We start from the raw sequence: 25913 nt of genomic DNA on the forward strand, positions 1-25913 counted from the left end.
GCCGGGCGAGCTGGGCCCGACTCCGGGGAGCCCGCGCCCGCTCCTGCCGCGGGAGGCGAGGCCGGAACGGACGGTCAGGGGTGTTCCATCACCAGGACGGCGAAGGTGCCGGGGGCCAGCGCTTCGTAGCGGTGCGGCGCGTCGCCGGGGAAGGTCGCGTAGTCGCCCGGGCCGAGCTCCACCAGGTCGCCCTCCGGCCCGACGCGCAGCCGCCCGGCGCCCACCACGATGTGTTCGACGCTGCGGGGGGTGTGCGACTCGGCGGTGCGTACCGTCCCGGGCTCCAGCTCGAGCAGGTAGACGTCCCGGCGGATGTGGGCGGCGCCGGCGGCGAGCAGCGTCGCGGTGAGGTCGGCGTGCTCGGAGCGGATCCGGGGGCCGTCGCCGGCGCGTACGACCCGGACGGTGGCCGCCGGCGGCTCGACCAGCCGGCTGAACGGCACGCCGAGCGCCACCCCGAGCGCCCAGAGGGTCTCCACGCTGGGGTTGCCGACCCCGGACTCCAACTGGGACAGGGTGGACTTGGCGATGCCGGCCCGGCGGGCCAGCTCGGTGAGCGAGATGCCGACGCGTTCGCGCTCGCGGCGGAGCGCGACGGCGATGGTGGCCAGCGGTGGAGTCGGTTCGGCGGACATCGTTCGCTCCAATGTTCCGTTTGTTCGGTTTGACGAACAGGTGTGGCGCGTTCATCATGATGGACCATGCGTACGGTACAGCGAACGGTCGAGGGCACGGCAGTCCGCGACGTCGCCGCCATCGGGGCGGCGATGGTCGCGGTCGGTGCCTCGTTCGGCGCGGTGGCGGTGGCCGCCGGCCTGCCGGGCTGGGCGGCCGTCGTCATGTCCGTGCTGGTCTACGCCGGCGGCGCGCAGTTCATGGCGGTCGGGCTGGTGGCCACCGGGAGTCCGCTCGCGGCGGTCCTCGCCGGCCTGCTGCTCAACGCCCGGCACCTGCCGTTCGGGCTGGCGCTCGCCGACAGCATCGGCCGCCCGCTGTGGCGTCGGCTGCTCGGTAGCCACCTGATGACCGACGAGGCGACCGCCTTCGCGCTGGCCCGCCCCGCCGGGGGCGCGCGCCGGCGGGCGTTCTGGCTCGCCGGCACCCTGCTCTTCCTGGCCTGGAACGTGGGGACCGTGCTCGGGGTGCTCGCCGGCGGCGTGGTCGGCGACCCCGCCGCGTTCGGCTTGGACGCCGCGTTCCCGGCCGGCCTGATCGCGCTGTTGCTGCCGGCGCTGCGCGACCGCGACACCCGGCGGGTGGCGCTGGCCGGCGCGGTGCTGGCGGTGCTGGCCACCCCGCTGCTGCCGGCCGGGCTGCCGGTGCTGCTGGCGCTCGCTGGCCCGGCCGTGCTGGCCGTCGCCGCCGTACGCCGTGGTCGGCGGGCCGCGAAAGGCGGCAGCCGGACGCCGAACGCGCCGGTCGCGGGTGGCGGAACGGTCGCGGGAACCGCCGCCGAACCGCCGGGCGGGGTGGGGGAGCCGGTGCGTGCGGGGGAGAGGACGCCGCCGCGGGGCGGGTCCGTGCCGGTCGGCCAAACTGGGGAGGGGTCGTGCTGATCGCCGTGATCGTGGCGCTGGCCGCCGGGACGTACGGCTTCCGGGTCGCCGGGGTGCTGCTGCGCGACCGGCTCGACCTGCCGGAGTGGTCCCGGCGGCTGCTGCCGGTCGGCGCCGCCGCCCTGCTGGCCGCGCTGGGCGCCACCGCCGCGCTGACCGAGGCGGGCCGGTTCGCCGGCTGGGCCCGGCCGCTGGGCGTGCTGGTCGGCGTGTTGCTGGCCTGGCGGCGGGCGCCGTTCGTGCTGGTGGTGCTCGCCGCCGCCGGCACCACCGCGCTGCTCCGCCTGCTCGGCGTGCCGTAGGCCCCACCCCGGTCCACCGACGACGAACGGCCCCTCGCCGCGGTGCGGGAGGGGCCGTCAGGCCCCGAACACGGTCGCCTCCGCCGCCGGTGCGGCGGGGTCAGACCGGGTCGCCGATGTTGACCCGGGGCTCGGGCGCGCGCATCCGGCGGAAGGTGATCGACCGCATGATGGCGTAGAGGTAGAGCGAGCCCATCCGCTGCCCGGTGTTCGGGAAACGCTCCCGGACCAGCTTGCGGATCTTGCGGGAGATCAGGAACGAGTCGACCACCACACCCAGCGCGAGCGCGCCCCAGAGGAGATTGGAGACCAGGCGGACGATCGGGGGCATCGCCGCGTTGGAACCGATCAGCACGATCAGCGCGCCGCCGAAGAACCAGGTGCCGACCGTACGCCGGGAGTCGACCACGTTGCGGGCCAGCAGCCGCTCGGGGCCGCGGTCACGGGGCCCACCCTCGCGGCGGAACTCCGCCGCCGACTCCGCGCGCAGTTGGCGCCGGCGCTCCCGCGCCTCCTCCTTGGTCAGCGGCTTGGTGGCCGCGGCCGGCCGGCGGCCGGCGCTGGGCCGCTTCGGCGTGACCTTGCCCAGCTCCTTCTTGCTCGGGGTGTAGCCCCGGGGCTGGGCGGACGAGGACTCCTCGTCGGGCGTCACCGGGGTGACGGCCTCGTCGACGAGGTCGGTGGACTTGCGGCGAAACAGCGACGGCACGCGGAAAGGGTAGCCAAACGACGGCGCCCGGTGCACATCGCGGTGCACCGGGCGCGGTCGGGAGTGGTCGACGTTACGGACGCTCGGCGTGCGCGCCGAGGTCGGCGAGCTTCGCCTCGAAGTCCTCGTAGCCCCGGTTGATCAGGTCGACGCCGTAGACCCGGGAGGTGCCCTCGGCCGCCAGCGCGGCGATCAGGTGGCTGAAACCGGCCCGCAGGTCGGGGATAACCAGGTCGGCGGCGTGCAGCTTGCTCGGCCCCGCGATCACCGCGGAGTGCTTGAAGTTGCGCCGGCCGAAGCGGCACGGGGTGCCGCCCAGGCAGTCCCGGTAGACCTGGATGTTCGCGCCCATCGAGTTCAGCGCCTCGGTGTAGCCCAGCCGCTGCTCGTAGACCGTCTCGTGGACGATGGACAGGCCCCGGGCCTGGGTGAGCGCCACCACCAGGGGCTGCTGCCAGTCGGTCATGAAGCCCGGGTGCACGTCGGTCTCCAGGGCCACCGACCTCAGCTCGCCGCCCGGGTGCCAGAACCGGATGCCGCCCTCCTGGCCGGGGTCGCCCAGTTTCGGCGGCCGGGCGTCGGTGACCTCGTACTCGCCGCCGACCGAGCGGAAGATGTTCAGGAACGTCATCATGTCGGCCTGCTGTGCGCCGAGGACCTCGACGTGGCCGCGGGTCGCCAGCGCCGCCGCGGCCCAGCTCGCCGCCTCGATCCGGTCCGGGATCGGCCGGTGCGTGTAGCCGTGCAGCCTCGGCACGCCCTGGATCTCGATCACCCGGTCGGTGTGCACCTTGATGATCGCGCCCATCTTCTGCAGGACGCAGATCAGGTCGATGATCTCCGGCTCCACCGCCGCGTTGCGCAGCTCGGTGACCCCCTCGGCCATCACCGCCGTCAACAGCACCTGCTCGGTCGCCCCGACGCTCGGGTACGGCAGCGAGAACTTGGTGCCGTGCAGCCCGTTCGGTGCCGACAGGTGCAGGCCCTCCGGGGTCTTCTCGACCGTCGCCCCGAACTCGCGCAGCGCCTGGAGGTGGAAGTCGATCGGGCGCGGCCCGATGTGGCAGCCGCCCAGGTCCGGGATGAAGGCGTGGCCGAGGCGGTGCAGCAGCGGCCCGCAGAACAGGATCGGGATCCGGCTGGAGCCCGCGTGCACGTTGATCTGGTCCGTGCTCGCGCTCTCCACGTTCGCGGGGTCGAAGACGAGCTCGCCGTCCTCCTCGCCGTCGGTGACCTTCACGCCGTGCAGGCCGAGCAGGCCCCGGACCACCTCGACGTCACGGATCTTCGGCACGTCGAACAGCCGGCTCGGGCTGTCGCCCAGCAGAGCGGCGACCATCGCCTTCGAGACCAGGTTCTTCGCGCCGCGCACGCGGATCCGCCCTTCCAGCGGAGTACCTCCGTGTACGACCAGGACGTCGTCGGTCAACGCAACCTCCAGCGCGTCGGTGCTGCCGTGTTGATGGTGGGCCCGCGATGTCTTCGCTACCCGGAATGCGGTCATGTCGAAACGGCCGCGTGATTCGTCGCCCCGGCAGCATAGCCCTCCGTGACGTAAATGGACCCGGTCAGATCGCCCCTCAGGGCACTAATCGGTGATCGGGCCCATTTACGTACCAGTGGTGCTACCGAGCGTGATCAGCTTGCCGCGGGCGGCGGGGTGTCGGCCCCGGGCAGGGCGAGCATCTGGTCCAGCGCCACCCGGGCGTGGTGCGCGGTGTCCGGGTCGACCGTGATCTGGTTGACCACCCGGCCGGCCACCAGCTCCTCCAGCGCCCAGACCAGGTGGGGCAGGTCGATCCGGTTCATGGTCGAGCAGTAGCAGACCGCCTTGTCCAGGAACATGATCTGCTTGTCGGGGTGGGCCAGCGCGAGCCGGCGGACCAGGTTCAGCTCGGTGCCGACCGCCCACGCCGAGCCGGCCGGGGCCGCCTCGATGGCCTTGATGATGTATTCCGTCGAGCCGACGAAGTCGGCGGCGGTGACCACCTCGTGCCGGCACTCCGGGTGGACCAGCACGTTCACCCCCGGCACCCGCTCCCGCACGTCGTTCACGCTGTCGAGGGTGAACCGGCCGTGCACCGAGCAGTGCCCCCGCCAGAGGATCATCTTCGCGTCGCGCAGCTGCTCCGGGGTGAGCCCGCCGTTCGGCTTGTGCGGGTCGTAGAGCACGCAGTCGTCCAGCGAGAGGCCCATCTCCAGCACGGCCGTGTTGCGGCCCAGGTGCTGGTCGGGCAGGAAGAGCACCTTCGACCCCTGCTGGTACGCCCAGTCCAGCGCCCGCTTCGCGTTCGACGAGGTGCAGACCACGCCGCCGTTACGGCCGACGAAGCCCTTGATGTCCGCCGAGGAGTTCATGTACGTGACCGGGACGGTCTGCTCCGCGATGCCCAGGTCGGTCAGCACGTCCCAGGCCGTCTCGACCTGCGACAGCACCGCCATGTCCGCCATCGAGCAGCCGGCGGCCAGGTCCGGCAGGACGACCTTCTGCGCGTCCGAGGTGAGGATGTCGGCGCTCTCGGCCATGAAGTGCACGCCGCAGAAGACGATGTGTTCCGCGTCGGGGCGGGCCGCCGCCTCGCGGGCCAGCTTGAACGAGTCGCCGGTGACGTCGGCGAACTGGATCACCTCGTCGCGCTGGTAGTGGTGCCCCAGCACGAAGACCTTGCTGCCCAGCTTCGCTTTCGCCGCCGCCGCCCGGGCCACCAGGTCCGGGTCGCTGGGCGCCGGAAGGTCACCCGGACACTCGACGCCACGCTCGGTGGCGGGGTCGCTGCCCCGGCCGAGCAGCAGCAGTGCCGTTGCGGTGTTGGAGGGTTCCACCCAGGTCGAAGTCACGTATCCCATGGTCCCACAGGGTGGCCTGAGCGCAGCCTCCACCGGTGTGGGCTGCCACACTGCTCGGCATGCGCGTGCTGCTCTGCCCGGACAAGTTCGCCGGCACCCTGTCGGCCCCGGAGGTCGCCGACGCCGTGGTCGCCGGCTGGCGCGAGGTGGCTCCCGGCGACGACCTGCTCGTCCGGCCGCTGTCCGACGGCGGGCCGGGCTTCCTCGACGTGCTCGGCGACGCGCTCGGCGGGCGCCGAATCCCGGTGCCGACCGTCGACCCGCTGGGCCGCCCAGTCGCCGGTGAGATCCTGCTCACCACCGACGGCGGGACGACCGCCTGGCTGGAGAGCGCCCAGGCGTGCGGGCTGCACCTGCTCGACGCGGGCGAGCGCGACCCGAAGACCACCACCTCGTACGGCCTGGGGGTGCTGGTCGCCGCCGCCGTGGAGGCCGGCGCCCGCACGGTGGTGATCGGCCTGGGTGGCTCCGGCACCAACGACGGCGGCGCGGGGATGCTCACCGCGCTCGGCGTGACCCCGCTGGACGACGGGGGCCGGGCGCTGCCGTACGGCGGCGCGGCGCTGGCCGCCGCGGTCGCGCTCGACGGGGCGCCCCGGCTGCGCGACGCCCGGCTGGTGGCCGCCACCGACGTGGACAATCCGCTGCTCGGCCTGCACGGGGCGAGCAACGTGTTCGGCCCGCAGAAGGGCGCCGACCGGGCGGACGTGCTGCTGCTCGACGCCGCGCTGGAGCGCTTCGCCGCCGTGCTGGAGCGGGACCTGCCCGGCTGCCCCGACCGGCTGGGCGCCCTGCCCGGCGGCGGCGCGGCCGGGGGCCTCGGCGCGGCCGTCCTGGCGCTGGGCGGGCACTGCGAGTCGGGCATCGGCCTGGTCACCCGGGCGATCGGGCTGGACGCCGCCCTGGACGCCGTCGACCTGGTGGTCACCGGGGAGGGCTCGTTCGACCACCAGTCGCTGCGCGGCAAGGTGGTGGCCGGGGTGGCCGGCGCCGCCCGGGACCGGGGCCTGCCCTGCGTGGTGCTGGCCGGCCAGGTGAGCGCCGGCCGGCGGGAGGCGGGCGCGGCCGGGGTGACCGACGCGTACAGCCTGGTGGAGCACTTCGGGGGCGAGGAGCGCGGCGGGCTGGCCGCCGCGCTGGAGCGCCCGGCCGAGGGGCTGCGGGCGTTCGGCGCCCGGCTGGCCCGGCAGTGGAGCCGCTGACCGGCCCGCGGGCGTGACCTGGCCGGCGCGCTCGCCGACGGCGCCGCGCGGCCGGGAGCCGCTCGCCCGCCGCCCGGTCGGGTCCGCCGGCGCCCGGCTGCGGCGGCCCGCGTCACGGCGGCCGGGTGAGGCCGGTCGCAGCGGCGTACCATCGGATCTGGACCACACCGGGAATGGCTGGGCGACGTGAGATGTTGGCCAGTCCGTCCGGACCCAACCGCGCAGGGAGATTTCACGTGACCACGCCAGCGCAGACCGAGTCGACCGAGGCCAAGGCCCCCACGTCCGTCGTCCTCACCGACGTCGCGGCGCAGAAGGTCAAGGCCCTGATCGAGCAGGAGGGCCGCGACGACCTGCGGCTCCGGGTCGCCGTGCAGCCGGGTGGCTGCTCCGGCCTGCGGTACCAGCTCTTCTTCGACGAGCGCTCGCTCGACGGTGACGTCGTCACCGACTTCGACGGCGTCGAGGTCGTCGTCGACCGGATGAGCGCCCCCTACCTGGCCGGCGCCACCATCGACTTCGCCGACCGCATCGACGCCCAGGGCTTCACGATCGACAACCCCAACGCGGGCAACTCCTGCGCCTGCGGCGACTCGTTCAGCTGAGCCCACCTCCGCTCGCGACCAGCGGGGCCGTCCCCTCGGGGCGGCCCCGCTGCCGCGTTCGGGCCCGGTAGCGCAGCCGAGAAGATGACCGAGGCCGGACCGACGGGTCATCCTGAGGGGGCCGGACCGGTAGGCTGACCGGCGCCCTGCTCCCGACCCCGAGGGTTGACATGAAGATCGCCGTGACCGGCTCGATCGCCACCGACCACCTGATGAGCTTCCCCGGCCGCTTCGCCGACCAGTTCATCGCCGACCAGCTGCACAAGGTGTCGCTCTCCTTCCTGGTGGACGACCTGGTGCTGCGTCGCGGCGGCGTGGCGGCGAACATCGCCTTCGGCATGGGGCAGCTCGGCCTGCGCCCGGTGCTGGTCGGCGCGGTCGGCGCGGACTTCGCCGACTACCGCTCCTGGCTGGAGCGGCACGGGGTCGACTGCGGCTCGGTGCACGTCAGCGAGGTGGCGCACACCGCCCGGTTCGTCTGCACCACGGACACCGACATGTGCCAGATCGCCTCGTTCTACGCCGGCGCGATGAGCGAGGCCCGCAACATCGAGCTGGAGCCGGTGGCCCGCCGCCTCGACGGGCTGGACCTGGTCCTGGTCGGCGCGAACGACCCGGCGGCGATGCTGCGGCACTCCGCCGAGTGCCGGGAGCGGGGATACCCCTTCGCCGCCGACCCGTCCCAGCAGCTCGCCCGGATGGACGGCGAGGACGTCGTCGCGCTGATCGAGGGCGCCGACTACCTGATGACCAACGACTACGAGAAGTCGCTGCTGCAGAGCAAGGCCGGGCTGAGCGACGCGCAGCTGCTCGACCGGGTCAAGGTCCGGGTCACCACGCTGGGCAAGCACGGCGTGGAGATCGCCGGGCGCGACATCGACCCGATCCACGTGCCGATCGCGCGGGAGATCCGGGCGGTCGACCCCACCGGGGTCGGCGACGGCTTCCGGGCCGGCTTCTTCACCGCGCTGTCCTGGGGCCTCGGGCTGGAGCGGGCCGCCCAGGTGGGCTCCCTGCTCGCCACGCTGGTGCTGGAGACCGTGGGCACGCAGGAGTACGAGGTCCGCCGTGACCTGTTCGTCAAGCGGATGGCCGAGTCGTACGGCGACGTGGCCGCCGAGGACGTCCGGCCGCACCTGTTGCCGTAACCCCGACCTCGGTGTCGGGAAGGGCCCTCCGTGTCGACCGGGTGCCCTTCCCGACACCTCTCAGTGGAGGCGGCGGACGTCGAAGGCCGGGCCGTCGGGGCCGGTGACCGTGCCGAGGAACTCGTGGCCGCGCATCCGGCACCAGGCCGGGATGTCCACCGCCGCCGCCGGGTCGTCGGCCAGCACCCGCACCACCGTGCCGACGGGCAGCTCGGGCAGCCGCCGGGCCACCGCGATCACGGGCAGCGGGCAGCGCTGACCACGACAGTCGAGGATCTCCGCCGGCGCCGTCACAGCCCCACCACCCCCGCCTCGGCGCGCAGCCGCGCCACGACCTCGGGCAACTCGGCGAGGAACCGTTCCACGTCCGCCTCCGTCGTCTCCCGGTGCAGCGAGACCCGCACGTTGCCGTGCGAGAGCACCCCCATCGCCTCCAGCACGTGCGACGGGCGCAGCGTGGAGGAGGTGCAGGAGGAGCCGGAGGAGACCGCGAACCCGCGCCGGTCCAGCGCGTGCAGCAGGGCCTCCCCGTCGACGTACAGGCAGGAGAACGTCACCAGGTGCGGGAGGCGGTCGTCGGGATCACCCACCACCTCCACGTCGGGCACCTCCGCCGCCACCCGGGCCCGGATCCGGTCCACCAGCGGCGCCAGTCGGGCCGCCTCGGCCGCCGCGTCGGCCGCCGCCGCGCGCAGGCTCGCCGCCGCCGCGACCACCGCCGGCAGGTTGAGCGTTCCCGGCGTACGCCCGGACTCCCGCTCGTCGGCCGGCCAGGGCGACTCCCACCGGGTGCCCTTGCGCACCACCAGCAGCCCCACCCCGGGCGGGCCGCCCCACTTGTGCGCGCTGGCGGTCAGCACCGACCAGCCCGCCGGCACGGGCGCCCGGCCGACCACCTGGGCGGCGTCCACGAACAGCGGCACCCCGGCCTCGGCGCACTCCCGCGCGGCCTCGGCGACCGGTTGGCGCGTGCCGACCTCGTGGCTGGCGGCGATCAGCGCGGCCAGCGCCACGCCCGGTGCCCGCACCGCCGCCGACCAGCCGTCCAGGTCCAGCCGGCCCCGCCGGTCCACCGGCACCGACGTCGCCGTGCCGCCCGCGGCGACGTGCCGCTCGGCGGCGTGCAGCACCGCCGAGTGCTCGATCGCGGAGTGCACCAGGGCCGGGCCGACCCGCCGCCGGCCGGCCAGGCCGCCGAGCACGGCGGCGTGCGCGGCCGTCGTACCGCTGGGGGTGAAGGAGATCTCGTCGGCGCGCACGCCGAGCGTCTGCGCGGTGGCCTCGCGGGCGGCGTCGAGCAGTTGGCGGGCGCGGCGGGCCTGGGTGTAGAGCCTGCCGGGGTCGGCCCATCCGTCGTCGAGGGCGGCCAGCAGCGCCTGTCGGGCGACCGGGTGCAGCGGCGCGGCGGTGGCCGCGTCCAGGTAGACCGGGGAAGCGCTCACGGAAGCCAACGCTATCGCGCCGGCACGCCCAAGATCCCCCCGATGGGGGCGGAGAGTGACCCCAAGACGGTCGAGCCCGTCATGGTCGAGTAATCTGCGACCGTCGGTGACGCCTTTGCCGCCGGTGTTGTCGCTCCGCCCCCGGCGGAGACCGGCAGAACAGAACAGACACCGCGGCGCGCTAGGGAGGCAGGACCAGGTGGTCGCAAGGAGTTCGGAGGTACGGCCGTCGGCCGTACGGCACAGCGCTTCCCCAGGAGCCGGTGGGCGCCGGGGGCGTGGTGCTGGTCGGATCGCCGGGCTCGGTCTCGGCGGGGCGGCGCTGCTGGTCCTGCTCACGGGCTGCGACGTCGGCGCCGCGTTCGGCGGCTTCGGCTGGCCGCAGGGCGGCATCTCGCCCGAGTCCCACCGGATGTACGACCTGTGGATCGCCTCGTGCGTCGCGGCGCTCGCGGTCGGCGTGTTCGTGTGGGGCCTGATCTTCTGGTGCATCGTGCGCTACCGCAAGCGGGGCAACGAGCTGCCGGTGCAGACCCGTTACAACATGCCGATGGAGTTCCTCTACACCATCGCGCCGATCCTGATCGTCTCCGTGCTCTTCTACTACACGGCGGTCGTGCAGACCGACGTGGTGCGGACGACCAAGAACCCCGACGTCACGGTCGAGGTGGTCGCGTTCAAGTGGAACTGGCAGTTCAACTACCGCGACGGCCAGGGCAAGGACGCCAACACCGTCGCCTCGGTGCTCGGCACCAGCGAGGTCATCCCGATCCTGGTGCTCCCGACCGACCGGTCCATCCGGTTCGAGGAGACCAGCCGCGACGTCATCCACTCCTTCTGGGTGCCGGAGCTGCTGTTTAAGCGGGACGTCATGCCGGGCAAGATCCGCAACGTGTTCGAGGTCTCCAAGCTCGACACCGAGGGCGCCTTCGTCGGCCGCTGCGCCGAGCTGTGCGGCAGCTACCACGCCTTCATGAACTTCGAGCTGCGGGTCGTCTCGCCGGAGAAGTACGACCAGTTCCTGGCGGCCAAGCGGGACGGCAAGTCCACGCAGGAGGCCCTGACGGCCATCGGCGAGGAGCCGTACGCGCAGAAGACGCGGCCGTTCGAGACCCGTCGCACCGAGGCCAACTTCAACCCGGACAGCGCGCCGGCCGGTACGGGAAGCTGAGGGGGCTGGCATGAAGACCGAGTGGCGTATCTTCCTGGTCATCGCCGGGTTCCTGCTCTTCGCCACCGCCCTCTACGGGGGCTGGACCGCCGCCGACTCCGGTGGCCACGTCGAGTGGGTCGGCACGATCGCACTGCTGCTGAGCTTCCTGCTCTGCGCGATGTGCGGCGGCTTCTTCTGGTTCGTCTCGCGCCGGATCGACCTGCGGCCGGAGGACCGGCCGGACGGTGAGATCGCCGACGGCGCGGGCGAGGTCGGCTTCTTCAGCCCGGGCAGCTACTGGCCGTTCGGCCTGGCGCTGGCCGCCGCGCTGACCGGCTTCGGCCTCGTCTTCTGGCAGTTCTGGCTGCTGGGCGTCGGTGCGGTGGCGGTCATCTTCGCGGCCTGCGGCCTGCTGTTCGAGTACTACAGCGGCACCCGGCGCACCGCCGAGCACTGAGCCGGCGGCCGACGACGGCCCCCTGCACGTGACGAAGGCCCGCCTCCCCTCGGGGAGGCGGGCCTTCGTCACGTGATCGCCGACGTGCGGGGCAGCCGAGGACCGGCCGGGGGCGTGCCGCGCCGGGCGTGTGCCGGGCCGGGGGGTGCGCCGCGCCGCCGGGCGGGGCGGTGGGGCCGGCGCGGGCCGCGTCAGGCGGCGCGGCCGGGCTCAGGCGGCGCGGCGGGGCTCAGGCGGCGCGGTGGCGATGGTCCAGGCGGCGCGGACCGGGTCGGGTGGCGATCGTGCAGACGACGCGGAGGGGTCAGGCGGCGCGGCGGTGGGGCGACGGCCGGCGGTGCCGCCGCGCCAGGCGCGGGGCCCGGAAGGTGAACGTGGCGACGAGCACCGCCTCGCCGCAGCCCGTGCAGGCCAGCTCGGGGCAGTCGACGCCGTGGCCGTCGACGCACGGCGGCGCCTCGAACGGCTGAACGCCCTCGCAGGTGGCGCAGTAGAGCTCGCGCTCCGACACGGGCGTCTCCTCTCGCTCGGGTCCCGTCGGGGGCGCACGGCGGAACTGCCGCGCCGCACGGCGCACGACGGATGTGCTGTGGTGAACAGCGCATGATGGAAGTGGAAAACTACTCATTTGTAGTTTCCCACGGGGGTCCGACAACTTCCGCACGCCACCCGGCCCGCTGGGGTGGCCGCCGGCGGTCAGTCGGCGCGGGCGGCCTCGATCCAGCGGTCCAGGACGCGGGCGGCGGCACCGGAGTCGACGGACTCGGCGGCCCGGTCCATCCCGACGCGCAACGCCTCGGTGAGGTCGCCGTCGAGGGGCCCCTGGGTGGCCAGCGCCGCCGCCGCGTTGACCAGGACGGCGTCGCGCACCGGGCCGGTCTCGCCGGCCAGCAGCCGGCGCACCACGTCGGCGTTGTAGGCGGCGTCTCCGCCCCGCAGGTCGGCCAGGGTGGCCCTGGGCACCCCGAGGTCGGTGGCGTCCAGCAGCGCCTCCCTGACGCTGCCTGCCTGGATGGCCCAGACGCGGGTCGGCGCGGCGGTGGTGAACTCGTCCAGCCCGTCCTCGCCGCGCATCACCAGAGCCGAGTCGCCCCGGGCGGCGAAGACGCCCGCCATCACCGGGGCCATCCGGAGGTCGAAGCAGCCGACCGCGGCGGCCCGCGGCCGGGCCGGGTTGGTCAGCGGGCCGAGGAAGTTGAAGAAGGTGGGCACGCCCATCTCCCGGCGTACCGGGCCGGCGTGGCGCATGCCGGGGTGGTACCGGGCCGCGAAGCAGAAGCCGATGCCGGCCTCCGCGACGCACCGGGCCACCCCCTCCGGCCCCAGGTCCAGCGGCACGCCGAGGAACTCCAGCACGTCCGCCGTGCCGCAGGAGGAGGACGCCGCCCGGTTGCCGTGCTTGACCACCCGGACCCCGGCGCCGGCCACCACCAGGGAGGCCATGGTGGAGATGTTGACCGTGTGCGCGAGATCACCGCCGGTGCCGACCACGTCGAGGGCGGTGTCCCGCAGCGCCTCGGGCAGCTCGACCGCGACCGCCCGGCCGAGCATCGCCTCCACCAGGCCGGCCAGCTCGGCCGAGGTCTCGCCCTTGGCGCGCAGCGCGACGGCGAAGCCCGCGATCTGCGCCGGGGCGGCCGCGCCGGACATGATCTCGCCCATCGCCCAAGCGGTGTCGGCGGTGGAGAGCTCCTCCCCGCGCAGCAGCGCGGCGAGCAGGTGCGGCCAGGTCCGATCGCCCATGGCGGGCCTCCCGAGCGTGCGAAGCGGGTGGGATGGAACCGGCGCCGGGTGGTCCGGCGCCGAGACGGGCCGGAGCGGGGGACGTCAGGCGGGGGCGTGCGTCCGCAGCAGCTCGGCCACCGTGGTGCCGGTGGTCACCGGGTCGAGCGGGTGCACCAGGGTGGCGTCGACCTCGGCGTAGGCCGCGAGCCATCGGTCGGCGGCGCGGGCGATCACCACGCAGGTCGGGGGAGCGTCGTCCCGGTCGTCCTTGATCTGCCGGGCGATGCCGATGCCGCCGCCCGGGGTCGCCTCGCCGTCGAGCAGCAGCAGGTCGATCTCGTAGTCGTCGACGAGCCGGACGCACTCCGCGTAGGTGGACGCGTCGACGAACTCGATCCGCAGACCGGGCGCGGGGCGCGTGCCGACGGCGAGCCGCATCCGGTCACGGACCTGCGGGTCGTCGCTGTAGAGCAGGACGGTGCAAAGACGATCACTCATGCCGACACTCCGCTTCGCCGAACGGTCCGAGTCCACGCCGCGCCGGTGGATCCCACAGCGTCACCACGGCCTCGGCCGGGGATCGGGCTGTGAGCGGTGCCGTCATGAGGCACCGTCGCACTGCGCTTGGTGATTCGCTCGCTGCGCTCACTCATTGGCTGGACAGGCTCCCACCTCGTAGCTGCCGGCTGATCCTACCCGTCGGTGTGAGGTGCGTGACGTCCGCCCGTCGGCGGCGCCGGGGCATACCGTCGGCGCAGGTCAGGCGGCGGACTCCGCGGCGCGCTGACGGGCCTCCTGGCGGTCCAGGTCGCGGTCGATCCGGCGGGCCTCCCGCTCGGCGTGGCGCATCCACTGCACGACCAGCACGGCCAGCATCGTGACGCTGACGAACTCGCCGCCGGCCCAGAGGATGCCGCCGGCGACCACCTGGTCCTCCCAGGGGTCGGACCAGGTCAGCCCGAGCGACGGGTACCAGTCGCCGCCGAAGAGCGTGGTGCTCTGCATGATGGTGAGCCCGAGCACCGTGTGGAACGGCACGGAGAGCAGCATCAGCAGCGCCCGGCCCGGGTACGGCCAGCGCCCCGGCAGCGGGTCGAGGCCGAGCAGCGGCCAGAAGAACACGCAGCCGGTCATGATGAAGTGCGCGTGCACGACCTCGTGCGCCCACGCGTGCTCGAGCGTGTAGCGGTACAGGTCGGTGAAGTAGAGCGCGAACGGGTTGACCACGAAGATGGCGAACGCCACCAGCGGGTAGCTGTAGATCCGCGCGACCCGGCTGTGCACGATCGCCAACAGCCGCTTGCGCGGCCGCAGCGGCAGGGTACGCAGGGCCAGCGTCACCGGCGCGCCCAGCGCGAGGAAGATCGGCGAGATCATGGAGAGCACCATGTGCTGGACCATGTGCACCGACAGCAGCGCCGTGTCGTACGCGTGCAGGCCGCTGACGGTGACCGCCGCGATCCCGCCGAGGCCGGGGCCGAGGAAGAACACCGTCCGGGCCACCGGCCACCGGTCGCCCCGGAGCCGGAGCCGGTGCACCCCGTAGAGGTAGATGCCGGCGGCCAGCACCAGGCCGACGGCCAGCCAACTGTCCAGCCGGGTCTCGGTGAACACGGAGGTGACGGTGAACGGCGGCGGGGTGGCCGCGGTCACCGTGGGCGCGGCGGCCGAGGTTGCGGTGAAGATCGGATCGACGTGCAGCACGCTTTTCAGCCTAGGTCAGGCGAACCGGACGACCCCGATCGGGCTGCCGACGCCACCGGTTTGCCACCCCGCTGATCGCCGGCCCCGGTCAAGGGCAATAATGACCGCGTGACTGCGGCCCCAGCCATTGACAAGAGCCGGATCCACTCCCTGACCCGACCCAACATGGTCAGCGTCGGGACGATCGTGTGGCTCTCCAGTGAACTCATGTTCTTCGCGGCGCTGTTCGCGATGTACTTCTCCATCCGCGCGGCGGCGCCGGAGCAGTGGGCGAAGCACACCGAGGTACTCAACATCCCGTACGCGACCACCTTCACGGTGATCCTGGTGATGTCGTCGGTGACCTGCCAGCTCGGTGTCTTCGCCGCCGAGAAGGGTGACGTCCACGCCCTGCGGCGCTGGTTCACGATCACCTTCGTGATGGGCCTGATCTTCGTGCTCGGTCAGGTCAACGAGTACCGCGAGCTGGTGCACGAGGGCATCAAGATCAACTCGGACGGGTACGGGTCGATGTTCTACCTGACCACCGGGTTCCACGGTCTGCACGTGACCGGCGGTCTGATCGCCTTCATCATCTTCATGATCCGCACGACCATGGGCCGGTTCACGCCGGCGCAGGCCACGTCGGCGATCGTCGTGTCCTACTACTGGCACTTCGTCGACGTCGTGTGGATCGGGCTCTACGCCATGATCTACTGGCTTCAGTGATCTTGGCGCGTCACGAACCGCGCCGCTGCTCCGTCCCCTGAGACAAGGTCCAACCGGTTAAGGACACAGGTCATGACTTCTGACAACGACCGCCGACGCGGTCTGCTCGCGCGGCTGCGCGAGCGGCCCGCGGCGCGCAGCAGGGGCCGCCGCCGGCTGGGTGCCGCGGTCCGGCTGTTCGCCGCGCTGATGCTGGCCGGCGGCGCCTACACCGTCTTCGCCCCCGGCGTGCAGGCGCAGGACGCCCCGCTCACCGGCGCCGCCGCGGAAGGCAAGGCGCTGTTCGACGTGAGCTGTGTGACCTGTCACGGTCGCAACGCCCAGGGCGTCGAGGGCCGTGGGCCGAGCCTGATCGGCGTCGGCGCGGCCTCGGTCGAGTTCCAGGTCAGCTCCGGCCGGATGCCGATGGCCCGCCAGGAGGCCCAGGCGGAGCGCAAGCCGGAGCTGTTCACCGACGAGGAGACCCGCCAGCTCGCGCAGTTCATCCAGGAGCTCGGCGGCGGTCCCGTCCTGCCCGACGGCGAGGACCTCCACTCCGACGGCAACATCGCCGCCGGCGGCGAGCTGTTCCGGATCAACTGCTCGCAGTGCCACGCCTTCGGCGGTGGCGGCGGCGCCCTCTCCTCCGGCAAGTACGCCCCGAGCCTGCGTCCGGCCAGCGACCGGCAGATCTACGCCGCGATGCTGAGCGGCCCGCAGAACATGCCGGTCTTCGGCGACAACCAGATCACCCCGGAGCAGAAGGCGGACATCATCGCCTACATCCAGGAGACCCTGAAGCACGACCAGGACCCGGGTGGCTTCAACCTCGGTCGGTACGGGCCGTCCACCGAGGGCTTGGCGATCTTCCTGGTCGGCATCGTCGCGCTCGTCTTCGCGAGCCTGTGGATCGCGGGCAAGTCGTGACCGGGCGGATCATCCGATTCAGTGCTGTGGTGCCGGGGTCCGGCACCGCCCGTAGCGAGGTGACGGCATGACCACGCACACCGAGCACCAGGCCCAGCAGGGCCGGGAACCGCTCGACGTGACGACCCCCGGGCTCAGCCAGTTCGACATCGTCCGCGAGGGCGCGCGCCGGGACGACATCGAGATCGTCCACTACGAGCCGCAGGTCGCCCCGGGCAGCAAGGCCGAGCGCCGGCTGACCCGCACCGTCGCGTCGTTCTTCCTGCTGACCGGGCTGGCGGCGACCGCCTTCCTGGTGGTCTACATCTGGTGGCCGTGGGAGTACGCTCCCGGCCGCGGCGGCGACACGTGGTACACCCCGCTGCTCGGCGTCACCCTCGGCGTGGCCCTGCTCGGCATCGGCTTCGGCATCCTGACCTGGGGCAAGAAGCTGCTGCCCAAGGAGGTCTCGATCCAGGACCGGCACGAGGGCGCCGTCAGCGAGGACGACCGGATCATCACCGGCCAGACCATGCTCTACATGGCCGACGAGCTGGGCGTGAAGCGCCGGCCGCTGCTCGGCATCTCGCTGCTGGCCGGTCTCGCGCCGGTCGGCGCGGTGGTCGCCGCACCCCTGGTCGGTGGCCTGATCTCCCAGCCGCACAAGAACAACCAGATGTTCACCACCGGGTTCGCCCCGACCGAGGGCGGCGGCAAGGTCCGGCTGGTCCGCGAGGACGGCCGTCCGGTCCGCCCGGCGGACGTCAGCACCGGCGGCCAGATCACGGTCTTCCCCGGCATCGACCACGGCGTGAGCAACCTGCACGCCGACTCGCCGACCCTGCTGATCCACCTGCGGGACAGCGACGCGCGGGAGTCGCGCCGGGCCAACGAGCGGGTCGGGCACGGCGACTACATGTGGGGCAACTACGCCGCCTACTCGAAGATCTGCACGCACGCCGGCTGCCCGGCGAGCCTGTACGAGCAGCAGACCAACCGTCTGCTCTGCCCGTGCCACCAGTCGCAGTTCCTGATCACCGACAACGCCCGGCCCATCTTCGGTCCGGCCAGCCGGCGACTGCCGCAGTTGCCGATCGAGGTGGACTCCGAGGGCTACTTCGTGGCCAAGTCCGACTACACCGAGACCGTCGGGCCCGACTTCTGGGAGCGGCCGTGAAGCGGCGCAAGTTTGACATGGCAGCTGTGCCGGGCAACGCCGCCCGGGGAGTGGACGACCGCTTCCAGGTGGCCACCCCGCTGCGCCGGCTGCTGAACAAGGTCTTCCCGGACCACTGGTCCTTCCTGCTCGGCGAGATCGCGCTCTTCTCGTTCATCGTCCTGCTGTTGACCGGTGTCTTCCTGACCTTCTTCTTCGAGCCGGCGATGACCGAGGTGGTCTACAACGGCAGCTACGCCCCGCTGCGGGGCACGCCGATGTCGGCCGCGTACGCCTCCAGCCTGGACATCTCGTTCGACGTCCGCGGCGGCCTGATCATGCGGCAGATGCACCACTGGTCGGCGCTGCTGTTCATGGCCGCGATCGTGGTGCACATGCTCCGGGTCTTCTTCACCGGCGCGTTCCGCAAGCCGCGCGAGACGAACTGGATCATCGGCTCGCTGCTGTTCTGGGTCGGCTTCCTGGCCGGCTTCACCGGCTACTCGCTGCCGGACGACGGCCTCTCCGGCACCGGCCTGCGGATCGCCTCGGCGATCATGCTCTCCATCCCGGTGATCGGCTCCTGGGTCACCTCGTCGATCTTCGGCGGGGAGTTCCCCGGCACCATCATCATCAGCCGGTTCTACATCGCCCACGTGCTGCTCATCCCGGGTCTGCTGGTCGCGCTGATCAGCGTCCACCTGGGCCTGGTCTTCAAGCAGAAGCACACCCAGTGGCCCGGCCCCGGCCGGACCAACGGCAACGTGGTCGGCGAGCGGATGTTCCCCCGCTACGCGATCAAGCAGGGCGGCTTCTTCATGGTCGTCTTCGGCGTGATCGCGCTGATGGGCGGTCTGTTCCAGATCAACCCGATCTGGCTGTTCGGCCCGTACGAGGCGTGGGTGGTCTCGGCCGCCAGCCAGCCCGACTGGTACGTCATGTTCCTCGACGGCTCGACCCGCCTGATGCCGGCCTGGGAGATCAACATCCCGATCGGCGACGGGTACGTGATCCCGCCGCTGTTCTGGCCGACGGTGGTGCTGCCGGGCATCCTGGTGGGGCTCTCCACGCTCTACCCGTTCCTGGAGGCCCGGCGCCTCAAGGACACCCGCAGCCACAACCTGCTCCAGCGGCCCCGGGACGTGCCGGCGCGCACCGCGGCGGGCGCCATGGCCGTCTCGTTCTTCATCGTGCTGACCCTGTCCGGCGCCAACGACGTCATCGCCGACAAGTTCATGATCAGCCTGAACGCGATGACCTGGGCCGGCCGGATCGGCCTGCTGGTGCTCCCGCCGCTGGCGTACTACTTCACCTACCGGATCTGCCTCGGTCTCCAGCAGCACGACCGTGAGGTGCTCGCCCACGGTGTCGAGACCGGCATCATCCGGCGACTGCCCGACGGCCGGTTCGAAGAGGTGCACCAGCCGCTCAGCGCGGGGGACCACGACGGCCACGGCGGGCTCGAGTACGCCGGCTGGGTCGTGCCGAAGAAGATGAACCGGCTCGGGGCCCTCGGCCCGGCCATCCGGGGCTTCTTCTACCCGATCGAGAAGCCGGCCGAGGCGCCGGTCTCGCCGGGCCACCCGCCGGTCGAGCCGCGGCCCGACCGGGAGCAGATCGGCAGCGGCGAGAGCCGTCGCTGACCTCGCGACACCCGACGCGGCGCCCACCGGAGTCCTCCGGTGGGCGCCACGTCCGTTTCCGCCCCTCCCACGGTCCGCGCGTGGCGTGTCGTCCGTCGCCCCCTGGGCGGGGATCGCAGGAATAACGCCGGTCAGCCGGGTATCCGTGCGATCCAACGTCTCGAGGGGGAGGAAGCATGTTGGGTATCAAACGCCTCGGCCTGCTGGCCGCGCTGGTGCTGGTGGGAATCGCGCCGGCAGCGGCGGCGCAGGCCGCGGTGCAGCCGTCGCAGCAGGACACCCAGTACCTGCAGGCCATGCACCAGGTGAACCTGTTCGAGATCACCGCGGGTGACCTGGCCCAGCAGAAGGGCCAGAACCAGGGGGTCAAGGACCTGGGTGCCCGGTTCAAGACGGACCACACGCAGCTCGACCAGACGGTGCAGCAGACCGCGTCCCAGCTCGGGGTGCAGTTGCCGGCCGAGCCCACCGCGGACCAGCAGTCCGTCCTCGACCAGCTCAACAACGCCAGCGGCGAGGAGTTCGACCGGCTCTGGGTGACCAGCGAGCTGGCCGGCCACGTCCAGGCCATCCAGGCCACCCAGACGGAGATCTCGCAGGGCTCCGACCAGACGGTGGTCCAGCTGGCCCAGACCGCACTGCCGACCCTGCAGGCGCACTACGACGCGCTGGTCCAGCTCGCCGAGCAGCTGGGCATCCCGGTTCCGCAGGCCAGCGGCACCGCCACGCCGAGCCCGGGCGGCACGACCCCGGCTCCGGGCGGCACCACCGGCACCCCGGCTCCGGGCGGCACCACCGAGTCGCCGGCTCCGGGCGGCACCACCACCGAGACGCCGGCTCCCACGCAGAGCTGACGTCGCCGTACCGTGACGGCCGGTCCACCAGTGGGTGGACCGGCCGTCACGCGCCCGCGCCTGCCCGGCCGGCGTCCGTGGTCAGTCGGCGTTCGCGAGCCCGATCGCGAACGCCTCCTCCAGGTCGTGCTGGGAGTACGCCCGGAACGCGATGTGCGACTCGGTGTTCAGCACCCCCGGCACCTTGGAGATGCTGCCGGCGATCACCTTGGCGATCTGGTCGAACTCCCGGACCCGGACCACGGCGATCAGGTCGACGTGGCCGGCCACCGAGTAGACCTCGCTGACGCCGGGGAGGGCGGCCAGGGCCTCGGCCACCTCGGGGATGGAGTCGGTGGCGCAGTCGATCAGCACGATCGCGGTGATCACGGGACATTTCTCCGTTCGTCGGCGTCGTCGCCCATGCTAGATGTTCCCGGGCCCCGGGACGGGGGTGTGGCGGGGACGGTGAGGGTGGCGCCCGCGCGGATCGCGTCGCGCAGGCGCTCGCCGGGGCCGACGGTGGCGCCCGGCCAGACGACGGCACGCTCCACGTCGCCCTGGACGACCGCGTCGGCGCCGACCACCGCCGCCCGGCAGCGGCCGGTCACCGTGGCCGTGGGCGCCACCAGGCTGCCGCCGCCGGCCGCGTGCAGGTTGGCCGCCAGGTAGTCGGCCGGGGTGCCGGTGTCGTAGAACGTGCCGGAATAGGGCACGACGGTCAGCGCGCCGGCCGCCTCCGCCGGGCGCCAGACCGCCCGGACGAGGTCGCCGAACCCGACCGGCAGCTCCCGCACCAGCCGCCACGGCAGCAGCGAGAAGCCGGTGAACACGTGGCCGTCGAAGGTGCCCGGGGCCCGCGGATCGGCGGCGGGCTGGCCGAGCAGGCGTACGGAGTCGCCGTCCCAGTCGCGCAGCAGCGCGGCGATGTCCGGCCCCGGGGGTCGCTCGGGGTCGGCGAGGTAGGCGTCGGCGTTGCCGACCAGCACCCCGCGCCCGGCGATCCAGTCCCGCAGGTTGGCCACCCCGCCGGCGGTGCCCAGCGGCGCGCCCGGCTCGACCGACAGGTGGGCGCGGTCCCCGACGTGCGCGACGACCTGCGCGCCGAGATAGCAGGCGTTGACCGCGACCCGGGCCGGCCCGACCAGGCCGAGCCCGGCCAGCCGGTCCAGCGCCCGGTCCAGCAGCGGCACGTTGCCCACCGGGCAGAGCGCCTTCGGCAGCCGCTCGGTCAGCGGCCGCAGCCGGGTGCCCTCGCCGGCGGCGAGCACCACCGCGCAGACGTCGACCGGGACGGTGGCGGGGGCGTAGGCCCGGCCGGCGGTGGTGGCCGCGCCGCGGTTGGCCGGAGCGGTGGTGGCGCCCGCTCGGTCGGCCCGGCCGGCGGTGGTGGCCGCGCCGCGGTCGGCCGGAGCGGTGGTGGCGGCCGCTCGGTCGTCCCGGTCGGCGTTCACGGCCGCGTGTCGGGCACCGGGGGCGGGAACTGTCCGGCCAACGGCCCGATGTCGTAGTACGCGAGCAGCCGGGCGGTCGGCCAGGTCAGCTCGGGCAGGTCGTCCAGCGGGTGCCAGGCGGCCTCGAAGACCTCGGCGCCGTCGACCTTCAGCTCGGTGGTCGATGCCGGCACCTCGGCGGTGAACACCACGTCCACCCAGCCCTTGGCGTGCACGATCGCGTTGGGGACGGCGGGGCTCAGCTGGCGGGGGGAGAGCCGGATGCCGGACTCCTCGTACAACTCCCGGGCGGCTCCCACCACCGGCGCCTCGCCCTTCTCCAACAGGCCGGCGGGCAGCCCCCAGCCCCGGCCGGGCGGCTGGCGCAGCAGCAGCAGCCGCCCCGCCCCCTCGGCCTCGGCGTCGCGGACGAGGGTGACCGCGCCGACGATGTACTTCGGCACGGCCAGCCGGACCAGGCGGCGGCGCACCGGCAGCGGCAGCCGATAGAAGACCTGGTAGGCGACGGCCCGGCCGGTGGCGCGCGAGCGGGGGATCATGACTCCAGGCTAGTGGCCCCGAGGAACGTTCGGACGACCCGGGCCCGACGGGCGGTCACTGCCTGTGGTCCACCAGGTCGATGAGTTGGCGTACGACCGTGTCCGGCTCGATGACCCGGTCGAAGACCGCGACCAGCAGCGTCTCCAGGTCGGGGTAGCCCAGCTCCTCCGACAGCCGCAGCAGCGGCAGGTCGCTGGCCAGCCCGCGGTCGTGCTTGCGCAGCGCCAGCCCGATGGTGGCCCGGCCGAGGCGGACCTTGTCGGGGATGGAGATGCCGGGCTCGGTGTGCTCGGCGAACCACCGGCTGATCTGCATCTGCGCGTGCGGCGACTTGACGAAGCCGAGCCACTCCCGGCGCGGGCCGCGGGGGGCGGCGTCGGCGTCGAAGCCGTTCGCCGCGTCGGTCTCGGTGAAGATCTCCACCACGTCGCCCTCCTCCAGCGCGGAGGAGAGCGGTGCCAGCCGGCCATTGATCCGCGCCGCCAGGCAGTGGTCGCCACGCTCGGTGTCCAGCTCGTACGCGAGGTCGACCGGGGTCGCCCCGGCCGGCAGCACGACCTGCCGCCCGTCGGCGAAGACCTGGATCTGGGTCTCGGCGAGGTCGCAGCGCAGCGACTCGAGGAACTGTGCCGGGTCGGCCGCGTCCTGCTCCCAGTCGAGCACCCGGCGCAGCCAGTCGAGCTGCTCCGCGCAGGCGGCGGTGCCGCCCGGCCGGGGGAAGCGGAAGTCGGCGGCGACGCCGTACTCGGCCGAGCGGTGCATCTCCTGGGTGCGGATCAGCACCTCCACGGTGCGGTCCTTCGGCCCGCAGACGCTGGTGTGCAGGGAGCGGTAGAGATTGTTCTTCGGGGAGGCGATGAAGTCCTTGAACCGGCCGGGGACCGGTCGCCACAGGCCGTGGACCGCGCCCAGCGCCGCGTAGCAGTCGGTGGCCGGGCCGTCCACCACGATCGCGATGCGGGGCAGGTCGTAGGGGGCGGCGTGACCGCCGGCCACCGTGTCCTTCCAGATCGAGTAGAGGTGCCGGGGGCGGGGGGTCACCTCGGCGTCGACCCGGTTGCGGCGCAGCGCCGACTTCGCCCGGGCGACCACCTCGTCGAGGTACGCGTCCCAGCCCGGCCGGTCGTGCACGTGCCGGGCGATGCGGGCGTGCTCCTCCGGCTCCAGGTGCAGCAGCACCACGTCGTCGAGCTCCCGCTTGAGCAACTGGATGCCCAGCCGGTCGCAGAGCGGGACCAGCACCTCCTGCGTCTTGCGGGCGATCCGCTCCCGGGACGCGGCGGACCGGACGCCCAGGGTGCGCATGTTGTGCAGCCGGTCGGCCAGCTTGATGATCAGGACCCGGACGTCCTTGCCGGCCGCGATGATCATCTTGCGGATCGTCTCGGCCTCGGCGGCCTTGCCGTAGAACGCCTTGTCGAACTTGGTGACCCCGTCGACCAGGTGCGCCACCTCCCGCCCGAAGTCCTCCGCGAGAGCCTGGAGCGTGTAGCGCGTGTCCTCCACGGTGTCGTGCAGCAGCGCGGCGACGAGGGTGGTGGCGTCCATGCCGATCTCGGCGCAGATCTGGGCCACCGCCAGCGGGTGGGTGATGTAGGGCTCGCCGCTCTTGCGGAACTGCCCGCGGTGCATGTTCTCCGCGATGGTGTAGGCCCGACGCAGCACGGAGGGCTCGGTGCCCGGGTGGATCGTCCGATGGGTCCGGACGAGGTGGTTGACCGGGTCGGCGTCGGCGGTGGGCCAGCTCAGCAGCGACCGGAGCCGGCGGGCCAGCGGCAGCTCGCCCGGTTGGGTCGGAAGGGCGCCCCCCAGGGCGGCGCCGCGTCCGGCGTCGACGTCCACGTGGGACACCTCCTCACCCCGGCCCCACGGCCGCCGGGACCCGGCAACCGGGAGCAGGCCCACGAAACGGGCAGGACTGCACTTCTCTAACAGCCTAAGCGAGTCGACGTCGTCCGATCGGACACTTGGTCATGAGCGTTCGGTCGAGAGTTGGTGGGACGCGGCGCTCTCGGCCTTGCTCAACAGGTCGCGGAAGCGCGCCGCGCCAGCCACCGGAGAAGCCCATCCGGAGGACATCTCGACCAGCCGGGTCTCGGGTCGTTCCAACCAGGACAGGATGCGTTCGGTCTCCTCCGCCGAGGCGTGCGGGACCGGGCCGTGGCCGGGCGGCACCGTCTCGGCGGTCGCCCGGATCGCGGCGATCGTCGGTCGAGGGTGGACGCCGGGCGGCGACACCCCCGCCCCGGCCAGCCGGCCGTGCCGCACGAGGGCCAGCTCCCAGCCGCCCCGGGCCGCCGGGCGGGCCGCGGCCAGCTCGGCGATCCCGGTCAGCGCGGCCAGCCGCTGCATCCGCACCGTCGCCCGCAGCACCGCGGCCAGCCGCGAACGCACCACCGCCGCCTCCTCGTAGCGCTGGTCGCGGGAGAGCACCTCGATCCGGGTCAACAGCGCGTCGACCACCGGCTGCGGGTCGCTGGCGGCCGCGGTGCGGAACGGCGCGACGGCGCGGACGTCGTACTCCTCCGGGGTGATCCGGTGCTCGCAGGGCGCCGGGCAGCGGCCCAGCTCGGCCAGCGCGCAGGCCGGCGTGACCGTGCGCAGCGAGAGTCGGTGGGTGCACTGCCGCAGCGGCACGGCGTCGTGGAAGCCGGCGGCGGCCAGCTCCGCCGCCCGGCGGGAGCTGAACGGGCCGAGGTAGCCGGTGTCGCCGGGGGCGATGCCCCGGACCACCGAGAGCCGGGGGTAGGGACCGTCGGTCAGCTTCAGCCAGACCGCCCGCTCCGGAAACTTCGACCGCCGGTTGTACGGCGGCGCGTGCGCCCCGATCAGCCGCAGCTCGCGGACCTCCGCCTCCAGCGAGTGGGCGCACTCGACCGCCTCCACCCGCTCGGCCGCGGCGAGCATCTCGGAGATCCGGGCCCGCTTCTCGGCGGCGGTGAAGTAGCTGCGCACCCGGGTGGCGATGTCGCCGGAGGTGCCGACGTAGAGCGGCCGGTCGTCGGCGGCCCGGAAGATGTAGACCCCGGGTGCCTTGGGCAGCCCCTCCGCCAGGTGCCGTTTGCGCCGCTGGGTCGGGGTGACCGCCCGGGCGAACTCGATGGCGTCGCCGATCGTGTCGACCCGGTGCCCGCCGAGCCGGGCGATCAACCCGTGCAGCACGTCGACGGTGGCCTTGGCGTCGTCGAGCGCCCGGTGGGTCGGCTGGGTGGTGGTGCGGAAGTAGGCCGCGAGCGTGCCGAGCTTGCGGTTGGGCACCTCGTCGCGGGTGAGCACCCGGCGGGCCAGCGCGGCGGTGTCGAGCACCCGGGGATTGGGCCAGCGGTAGCCGTGCTTCGCACACGCGGCCTTCAGGAAGCCGACGTCGTAGGGGGCGTTGTGGGCGACCAGCACGGCGTCGGAGACGAACTCGAGGAAGCTCGGCAGCACCTGCTCGATCGGCGGGGCCGGGACCAGCATGGCCTGCGTGATCCCGGTGAGCACCGTGATGAACGGTGGGATGGGCACGCCCGGGTTGACCAGGGTGGCCAGCACGCCCAGCTCCTCGCCGCCGCGCACCTTCACCGCGCCGATCTCGGTGATCCCGCCGCCGTCCGGCGCGCCGCCGGTGGTCTCCAGGTCGACCACCACGAACGTCGTCGCGTACAGCGGCAGCGCGGGATCGATCCCGCCCGCGCCCGGGTCGAAGCCGGCCAGCGGCTCCTGGACGTACTCCGTCTCTGCCATCGGCGGCACGCTAGCGTCCCGATCCGACACTCCCGTCCCACCGGCACCAGCCGCCACCACCGGTCTAGGATGAGAGATCGGCTCACTCACCGGGCGGTGGGCCCGGTCGCGGTGGGAG

General features: G+C 73.1%; 27 protein-coding genes. 12 read left to right on the plus strand and 15 right to left on the minus strand.

Annotated features, from left to right (window positions below):
* Nucleotides 1–74: 74 nt before the first annotated feature.
* Nucleotides 75–635 (minus strand): helix-turn-helix domain-containing protein, encoded by a 561-nt coding sequence (locus ACGFZ2_RS17060; RefSeq protein ID WP_393454515.1) that lies wholly within the window; start codon nucleotides 633–635, stop codon nucleotides 75–77.
* Between the two features lie 66 nt (nucleotides 636–701).
* Between ACGFZ2_RS17060 and ACGFZ2_RS17065 the strand changes: the two genes are divergently transcribed.
* Nucleotides 702–1556: an AzlC family ABC transporter permease gene (locus ACGFZ2_RS17065; RefSeq protein ID WP_393454518.1), complete on the plus strand. Its 855-nt coding sequence runs from the start codon at nucleotides 702–704 to the stop codon at nucleotides 1554–1556.
* Nucleotides 1550–1858 (plus strand): AzlD domain-containing protein, encoded by a 309-nt coding sequence (locus tag ACGFZ2_RS17070; protein ID WP_350707921.1) that lies wholly within the window; start codon nucleotides 1550–1552, stop codon nucleotides 1856–1858. Before ACGFZ2_RS17065 ends, ACGFZ2_RS17070 begins: the two co-directional genes overlap by 7 nt.
* A gap of 100 nt (nucleotides 1859–1958) precedes the next feature.
* On the opposite strand, the gene ACGFZ2_RS17075 is transcribed toward ACGFZ2_RS17070, so the two are convergent.
* From ACGFZ2_RS17075 to nadA, 3 genes are all read right to left on the minus strand, one after another.
* Entirely contained in the window at nucleotides 1959–2567 is a 609-nt protein-coding gene (locus tag ACGFZ2_RS17075) for a DUF3043 domain-containing protein (protein WP_393262929.1), read from the minus strand.
* Between the two features lie 73 nt (nucleotides 2568–2640).
* Nucleotides 2641–3996: a UDP-N-acetylglucosamine 1-carboxyvinyltransferase gene (gene murA / locus ACGFZ2_RS17080; protein WP_393262927.1), complete on the minus strand. Its 1356-nt coding sequence runs from the start codon at nucleotides 3994–3996 to the stop codon at nucleotides 2641–2643.
* 209 nt (nucleotides 3997–4205) lie between these two features.
* On the minus strand, nucleotides 4206–5405 hold the full coding sequence (gene nadA / locus ACGFZ2_RS17085) for a quinolinate synthase NadA (RefSeq protein WP_393263315.1): 1200 nt from the start codon (nucleotides 5403–5405) through the stop codon (nucleotides 4206–4208).
* 68 nt (nucleotides 5406–5473) lie between these two features.
* Here nadA and ACGFZ2_RS17090 point away from each other — a divergent pair, with 68 nt between their 5' ends.
* The 3 genes from ACGFZ2_RS17090 (at nucleotide 5474) to ACGFZ2_RS17100 (ending at nucleotide 8369) form a co-directional block, all read left to right on the plus strand.
* Complete coding sequence (locus ACGFZ2_RS17090) at nucleotides 5474–6616, plus strand: glycerate kinase (protein ID WP_393454966.1); 1143 nt, start codon at nucleotides 5474–5476, stop codon at nucleotides 6614–6616.
* Nucleotides 6617–6852: 236 nt separating this feature from the next.
* Entirely contained in the window at nucleotides 6853–7221 is a 369-nt protein-coding gene (erpA, locus tag ACGFZ2_RS17095) for an iron-sulfur cluster insertion protein ErpA (protein WP_091104634.1), read from the plus strand.
* A gap of 170 nt (nucleotides 7222–7391) precedes the next feature.
* The gene (locus ACGFZ2_RS17100; protein WP_393454521.1) at nucleotides 7392–8369 is read left to right on the plus strand and encodes a carbohydrate kinase family protein; all 978 of its coding nucleotides are present in this window, start codon (nucleotides 7392–7394) and stop codon (nucleotides 8367–8369) included.
* Nucleotides 8370–8429: 60 nt separating this feature from the next.
* On the opposite strand, the gene ACGFZ2_RS17105 is transcribed toward ACGFZ2_RS17100, so the two are convergent.
* Together ACGFZ2_RS17105 and ACGFZ2_RS17110 are read right to left on the minus strand one after the other, a co-directional pair.
* Complete coding sequence (locus ACGFZ2_RS17105) at nucleotides 8430–8663, minus strand: sulfurtransferase TusA family protein (protein WP_350682105.1); 234 nt, start codon at nucleotides 8661–8663, stop codon at nucleotides 8430–8432.
* Complete coding sequence (locus tag ACGFZ2_RS17110; protein ID WP_393454524.1) at nucleotides 8660–9811, minus strand: cysteine desulfurase family protein; 1152 nt, start codon at nucleotides 9809–9811, stop codon at nucleotides 8660–8662. The genes ACGFZ2_RS17105 and ACGFZ2_RS17110 overlap by 4 nt, the downstream gene beginning before the upstream one ends.
* A 199-nt stretch (nucleotides 9812–10010) precedes the next feature.
* Between ACGFZ2_RS17110 and coxB the strand changes: the two genes are divergently transcribed.
* Nucleotides 10011–10982, plus strand: a complete 972-nt coding sequence (coxB, locus tag ACGFZ2_RS17115) for a cytochrome c oxidase subunit II (protein WP_357693102.1) — start codon at nucleotides 10011–10013, stop codon at nucleotides 10980–10982.
* A 10-nt stretch (nucleotides 10983–10992) separates the two neighbouring features.
* On the plus strand, nucleotides 10993–11421 hold the full coding sequence (locus tag ACGFZ2_RS17120; protein WP_357693104.1) for a cytochrome c oxidase subunit 4: 429 nt from the start codon (nucleotides 10993–10995) through the stop codon (nucleotides 11419–11421).
* Nucleotides 11422–11725: 304 nt separating this feature from the next.
* Here the strand turns inward: ACGFZ2_RS17120 and ACGFZ2_RS17125 are convergent, their stop codons facing one another.
* From ACGFZ2_RS17125 to ACGFZ2_RS17140, 4 genes are all read right to left on the minus strand, one after another.
* Nucleotides 11726–11932 carry a hypothetical protein gene (locus ACGFZ2_RS17125; RefSeq protein WP_393454527.1) on the minus strand — a complete coding sequence of 69 codons (207 nt, stop codon included), beginning with the start codon at nucleotides 11930–11932 and terminating at the stop codon, nucleotides 11726–11728.
* A gap of 185 nt (nucleotides 11933–12117) precedes the next feature.
* Entirely contained in the window at nucleotides 12118–13164 is a 1047-nt protein-coding gene (trpD, locus tag ACGFZ2_RS17130; protein WP_393454530.1) for an anthranilate phosphoribosyltransferase, read from the minus strand.
* Between the two features lie 84 nt (nucleotides 13165–13248).
* On the minus strand, nucleotides 13249–13644 hold the full coding sequence (locus ACGFZ2_RS17135) for a hypothetical protein (RefSeq protein ID WP_350682093.1): 396 nt from the start codon (nucleotides 13642–13644) through the stop codon (nucleotides 13249–13251).
* 261 nt (nucleotides 13645–13905) lie between these two features.
* Entirely contained in the window at nucleotides 13906–14850 is a 945-nt protein-coding gene (locus tag ACGFZ2_RS17140) for a cytochrome c oxidase assembly protein (protein WP_393262913.1), read from the minus strand.
* A 108-nt stretch (nucleotides 14851–14958) separates the two neighbouring features.
* On the opposite strand from ACGFZ2_RS17140, the gene ACGFZ2_RS17145 reads away from it, so the two are divergent.
* The 5 genes from ACGFZ2_RS17145 (at nucleotide 14959) to ACGFZ2_RS17165 (ending at nucleotide 20096) form a co-directional block, all read left to right on the plus strand.
* Nucleotides 14959–15558: a heme-copper oxidase subunit III gene (locus ACGFZ2_RS17145; RefSeq protein ID WP_393262911.1), complete on the plus strand. Its 600-nt coding sequence runs from the start codon at nucleotides 14959–14961 to the stop codon at nucleotides 15556–15558.
* 72 nt (nucleotides 15559–15630) lie between these two features.
* The gene (locus ACGFZ2_RS17150) at nucleotides 15631–16464 is read left to right on the plus strand and encodes a cytochrome c (RefSeq protein ID WP_393262910.1); all 834 of its coding nucleotides are present in this window, start codon (nucleotides 15631–15633) and stop codon (nucleotides 16462–16464) included.
* Nucleotides 16465–16531: 67 nt separating this feature from the next.
* The gene (locus tag ACGFZ2_RS17155; protein WP_393262908.1) at nucleotides 16532–17620 is read left to right on the plus strand and encodes a ubiquinol-cytochrome c reductase iron-sulfur subunit; all 1089 of its coding nucleotides are present in this window, start codon (nucleotides 16532–16534) and stop codon (nucleotides 17618–17620) included.
* Complete coding sequence (locus ACGFZ2_RS17160; protein ID WP_393262906.1) at nucleotides 17617–19242, plus strand: cytochrome bc complex cytochrome b subunit; 1626 nt, start codon at nucleotides 17617–17619, stop codon at nucleotides 19240–19242. The genes ACGFZ2_RS17155 and ACGFZ2_RS17160 overlap by 4 nt, the downstream gene beginning before the upstream one ends.
* 176 nt (nucleotides 19243–19418) lie before the next feature.
* Nucleotides 19419–20096 (plus strand): DUF4142 domain-containing protein, encoded by a 678-nt coding sequence (locus ACGFZ2_RS17165; RefSeq protein WP_393262904.1) that lies wholly within the window; start codon nucleotides 19419–19421, stop codon nucleotides 20094–20096.
* A gap of 81 nt (nucleotides 20097–20177) precedes the next feature.
* Here ACGFZ2_RS17165 and ACGFZ2_RS17170 read toward each other — a convergent pair whose 3' ends face one another.
* From ACGFZ2_RS17170 to ACGFZ2_RS17190, 5 genes are all read right to left on the minus strand, one after another.
* On the minus strand, nucleotides 20178–20465 hold the full coding sequence (locus ACGFZ2_RS17170) for an Lrp/AsnC ligand binding domain-containing protein (RefSeq protein ID WP_350707952.1): 288 nt from the start codon (nucleotides 20463–20465) through the stop codon (nucleotides 20178–20180).
* Nucleotides 20462–21349, minus strand: coding sequence for an NDP-sugar synthase (locus tag ACGFZ2_RS17175; RefSeq protein WP_393454969.1), 888 nt, complete (start codon nucleotides 21347–21349; stop codon nucleotides 20462–20464). The genes ACGFZ2_RS17170 and ACGFZ2_RS17175 overlap by 4 nt, the downstream gene beginning before the upstream one ends.
* A gap of 176 nt (nucleotides 21350–21525) precedes the next feature.
* Nucleotides 21526–22068 (minus strand): NUDIX domain-containing protein, encoded by a 543-nt coding sequence (locus ACGFZ2_RS17180; RefSeq protein WP_393454533.1) that lies wholly within the window; start codon nucleotides 22066–22068, stop codon nucleotides 21526–21528.
* 55 nt (nucleotides 22069–22123) lie between these two features.
* The gene (locus ACGFZ2_RS17185) at nucleotides 22124–23911 is read right to left on the minus strand and encodes a RelA/SpoT family protein (RefSeq protein WP_393454972.1); all 1788 of its coding nucleotides are present in this window, start codon (nucleotides 23909–23911) and stop codon (nucleotides 22124–22126) included.
* A 129-nt stretch (nucleotides 23912–24040) separates the two neighbouring features.
* The gene (locus ACGFZ2_RS17190) at nucleotides 24041–25795 is read right to left on the minus strand and encodes a DEDD exonuclease domain-containing protein (protein ID WP_393454536.1); all 1755 of its coding nucleotides are present in this window, start codon (nucleotides 25793–25795) and stop codon (nucleotides 24041–24043) included.
* Between the last annotated feature and the right edge of the window lie 118 nt (nucleotides 25796–25913).

This window comes from Micromonospora sp. NPDC048063 (assembly GCF_043202855.1).
Taxonomy (GTDB): domain Bacteria; phylum Actinomycetota; class Actinomycetes; order Mycobacteriales; family Micromonosporaceae; genus Micromonospora.